Annotated in this window: 3 protein-coding genes; all 3 read right to left on the bottom strand. The window is 58.1% G+C overall.

Annotated features, from left to right (window positions below):
* Positions 1-107: 107 nt before the first annotated feature.
* The 3 genes from AC5ZG5_RS45770 to AC5ZG5_RS45760 all read right to left on the bottom strand — a co-directional run bounded on the left by AC5ZG5_RS45770 (position 108) and on the right by AC5ZG5_RS45760 (position 2,991).
* Positions 108-1,184 (bottom strand): ComEC/Rec2 family competence protein, encoded by a 1,077-nt coding sequence (locus AC5ZG5_RS45770; protein WP_456647191.1) that lies wholly within the window; start codon positions 1,182-1,184, stop codon positions 108-110.
* 216 nt (positions 1,185-1,400) lie between these two features.
* A complete protein-coding gene (locus AC5ZG5_RS45765; protein ID WP_456647190.1) occupies positions 1,401-1,973 on the bottom strand; it encodes a hypothetical protein in 573 nt (190 codons plus the stop codon).
* Positions 1,974-2,079: 106 nt separating this feature from the next.
* Positions 2,080-2,991 (bottom strand): ComEC/Rec2 family competence protein, encoded by a 912-nt coding sequence (locus AC5ZG5_RS45760; protein ID WP_456647189.1) that lies wholly within the window; start codon positions 2,989-2,991, stop codon positions 2,080-2,082.
* Positions 2,992-3,712 lie beyond the last annotated feature (721 nt).

Below are 3,712 nucleotides of genomic sequence, written 5' to 3'. Positions count from 1 at the left end.
AGTCCTCTCACCTGAGTCCTCTGGGTAGCTGATTCACCCTCAAATACGCCCGCGACTTTCTGACTCAGTAAGACTAGGCCCGTGCCTGAGATCAGCCTCGTGTCCTCTCAGCTCTCCTGCTCGTCCGGGTACGCGACAGGAACCGCCGGCCCCCACCCGCGCTCGGGCACGGCGCCGCCCGCGGTACGCTTTCCTCCGTCCTCGGTCGTATAGACGTTGGCGCCACGGTGATACATTGCGCGCACGACTGACTTGCGGGGATGGTCGGGATCGGCTTTGGCGGAGCTAACAAAGGCCTGGAATTTTACTGCGCCGCCTTGATTGGATTGCTTGGGACCAAGCAGTTGATCAAGAAGCTCGCTTGATACGTTATGGCGACCGCCATGATGAGGTACTTGGAAACGATCGATACCGGGCAACAAGAGACCTGCCGTCGGCGCATAGTCGATTACCTCGCGGAGCCCCGCGCGGCCAGTATCAGCCGTCAGCAAGATCTTGAAGCCGGAGAGCGAGGCAAATTGCACCACGCTCATTTCGTTTTCATTGCTGGTCTCCCCGGGCGGGAAGTACTCATCGCCCCAGACAGCCCTGGCGAGGGCCGCGGCCTGCTTTGCGGCATCGACGAAAACGCGCCCCACAGTGGACAGGACGCCGGCGTCCTTGGCGACTGGCGTCTTGTCAGAATCAACGACCAGATCGAGAAACCTCGCCCTGGTCGGCGCCATGACGCGAAAGGCGCCGACGTCATTGCCCTGAAAGGGCTCAAACATCGGAATTTTCTTTCGGACGGCGATGTCCTCAAGGGAGGCCAGATTGCCATAGGCCGATCTCAGAGCACGACGCAAATTCTCTGCGCTCGTGTAGTTCTTGAATCTGGGCAAGAGTTCGTCTGCATAGATCCAGGGCCGAAGCATCCACAGGGCCCCCGCGTCGAAGTTCTCGAGCACTGCCTGCAAGCCAACCGCGTGGTCTCCGTCATTGTGCGTCGCCACCACGTAGTCGAGCCGCTTCGGAGACCCATAGAACGCGTTGATGTGCTTCACCATTGCATCGCCGGTACTCTGAAAGCCGCCGTCGACCACGTGAAGATATTGACGCCCCCCAGTCTCATAACGCATGCAGATGGCGTCACCACTGCTTTTCGCCTCGACGTCGAGGAAATCGATTTCAAAGAAATCAGCCAAATGGACCTCCCGACCAACTGTCAGCTGGTCGCCTGGTTACGACGCGAACGCGGCCTAACCGGTGAGTTCTCCTTCCTGAGATGCGGAGATTCAACGCTGAGCAACAACTGGCGCGCATAAATGCGCGAGGCTTCGGTTACGGCCGCCTTCGTCGAGAACGCCAACAGATAGCAGGCATGCAGAAAGGCGATCACAAAAACCGGCGTCAAACCGACATCAGTCGGGTCCAGGCCAGTGATAGACGTACTGCGTCGCGCAGCCGATCACGATCAGGGCGTTGAGAATGAGCGCGGGCCATTTCAGGGCATACAGATTACGCCGATAGCCGTAGCTGACGTTCTCGTTGAACAGGATCTCGAATTTCTTCCGGCTTCTCGTGTTCTCTCGGAGCCAGTCTCCAACTCGCCTGTAGAACACATCCGCAGCCTCAGGACTCTCGGCTTCCTCTGCCGATGTCGGGGCAGTCTCGGAAAGCTTGGCGCCGAGGAACGCGTGCATTCGGGCCTTCGTCGCCGCATCGAACGTACCGTCGCGGTGCCGGAGCATAGTGATACTAGGCAAGCCGCCCATTCCTTCGATCAGTCCCGGCTCAATGGCTTTGCCACGCCGCCTGGCGGCATCCGCGAGGACCATCAGCAGCACGGCAAGCGCCGTCCCGGCGATGCCATGCACCAACTTGATCTCCGTGCCAGTCGTGATCACCACCCAAGTCAGCGCGAGCGCCGGCGCGGCGGCGATGATGGCGGGAAACAGGCGCGCAAAAATCGTATATTTGTCAAACTTGGGCAACGTCCTCGTCATCCTCGACGTCAAGGTTGACCGAGATGAACCCGGCATCCTACGCGGTTCAGCATGGACTGCCGTTTCATTGCGCCGGGCTCAAAATTTTCGTAGATCATTTGGCCGGCTCAAGCGTGTACACGGTCTCGACGGTGATGCTCCCGGCGTAGCCCGTGAACTTGTCCTGCTTCTCGTCTGCCAGGTCCTTGTGCGAATAGTTTGGGTTCGAGGCGTAGATGTGCACCTTGTCGTCTTCGATGTCGAACGTGATGTCGCCCGCGCGATTTTGGGTGATGATCTTGTATCCCGTGTAATAGTGCAGATGACGAGAGGGCGCCTCGCCGATGACGATAATCTGCGGATCGAGCTTCTCAAGCCAGGCATCCGGTATCTTGCCCGATTTCCGGCCATGATGGGCCGCAAACACCACCGTGGTCTTCTCCAGTTTGATGCTGTCGGTGATCTTCTCCATGAATTCGGTCTCGAGATCGCCGAGCCATAGAAAGCTTGCGCCGCCCACCATGTTGTAGCGGAACACGGCGGACATGTTGTTGTAGCTGATACCGGCCTCGCCGTTCGCCAGCGCTTCCTTGAAGTGCTCGTTCGACGTGTCCGGCCACAGGATGTTTATGCCGGCAGACCCGCGCTCATCGCTCTTCCGATTCATCCATCGCCGGGAACACCCCTTGTAGATGTAAAAGGCTTTCTCGCTGTCGTCGCGAAGCTTGCTGTAGTGCTTGAACGACGTCGTTTCGTCGTCCTTGATGACCTTGTTCCTGACAACGTAGAAGTTCCTGATCGGGATTTCGGCGTCGAGCAATTCGATGCCGCCGAAGTGGTCGTCATCAGGGTGCGTCGAGATAAATCTCGTTATCCCCTTATACGCCGACTCGGCCTTGAGCTCCTTGAGGATCTCGTCGGCGTTCTCCTCGTTCAGGTCGCAATCGATGATCGTGAAGTTATCCGAGGCGTGCTTGATATAGAACGTGTCGCCGTTCCCCACGGCAAAGCTCTTGATGATCGTCATTTCGACAGCGCCCTCTGTAGGCTTCCGCTGTACCTCGCGCCATCGCGGTGAAGGCTACAAAATCCGTACAGCAAGGCACGCTCCTGCGTTCGGCCGCCCTCACGGGGAGGTCGTCGTCTAGTTGATAAGTCGGGAAACACTCGTGCGAGTACCCCACCTGCTGGCGAACAATCTGGGAACGCCATGGAACCATTCAAGGGGCCCGCAGGATGATTTTCCAAAACTTTTCCACCACCTTGCTGTGGCCAGCTCAAGCGGTGCGGCGCGCGGTCCCCGGTGACGCCCTCATGCCCGAGGTTGCCGCAGCTGCCCTGACCTCGTCCGCATCAACATCTACAATCCGCATGAACAATGGGACCGGTTGCCGGATCTTCCCCAAGCTATTCAGAAGGTTTGCAACGAGTGGATGATCCGGTTGCCCAGGTTTCACAGGGTCCGCGTGCGTATTTGTGCCGCACCACATGCGGATTGCCTACTTTGAAGTGGCAATCGGCCGTGACAGGCACAGCTTGCGAGCGTAGGCCCGAAACCGGAAATCCACTGGAATCTTCAAGTTCAACCCTAGATCCTGCCGCCTTCGGCGCCGCTCGCTTGGCTTGTAAAACCGAATCATCATATGGTGATCAGCTAGCTCGCAGCATGGTCACTTACTCATAGGTCAGAAATATAGGCGACATTGTTGCGGCGTTGGTGTATGCTATCGGCATGAAACGCGACGGCC

The organism is Bradyrhizobium sp. Ses1, assembly GCF_059512365.1.
This window is presented reverse-complemented; position numbering and strand designations above follow the sequence as displayed.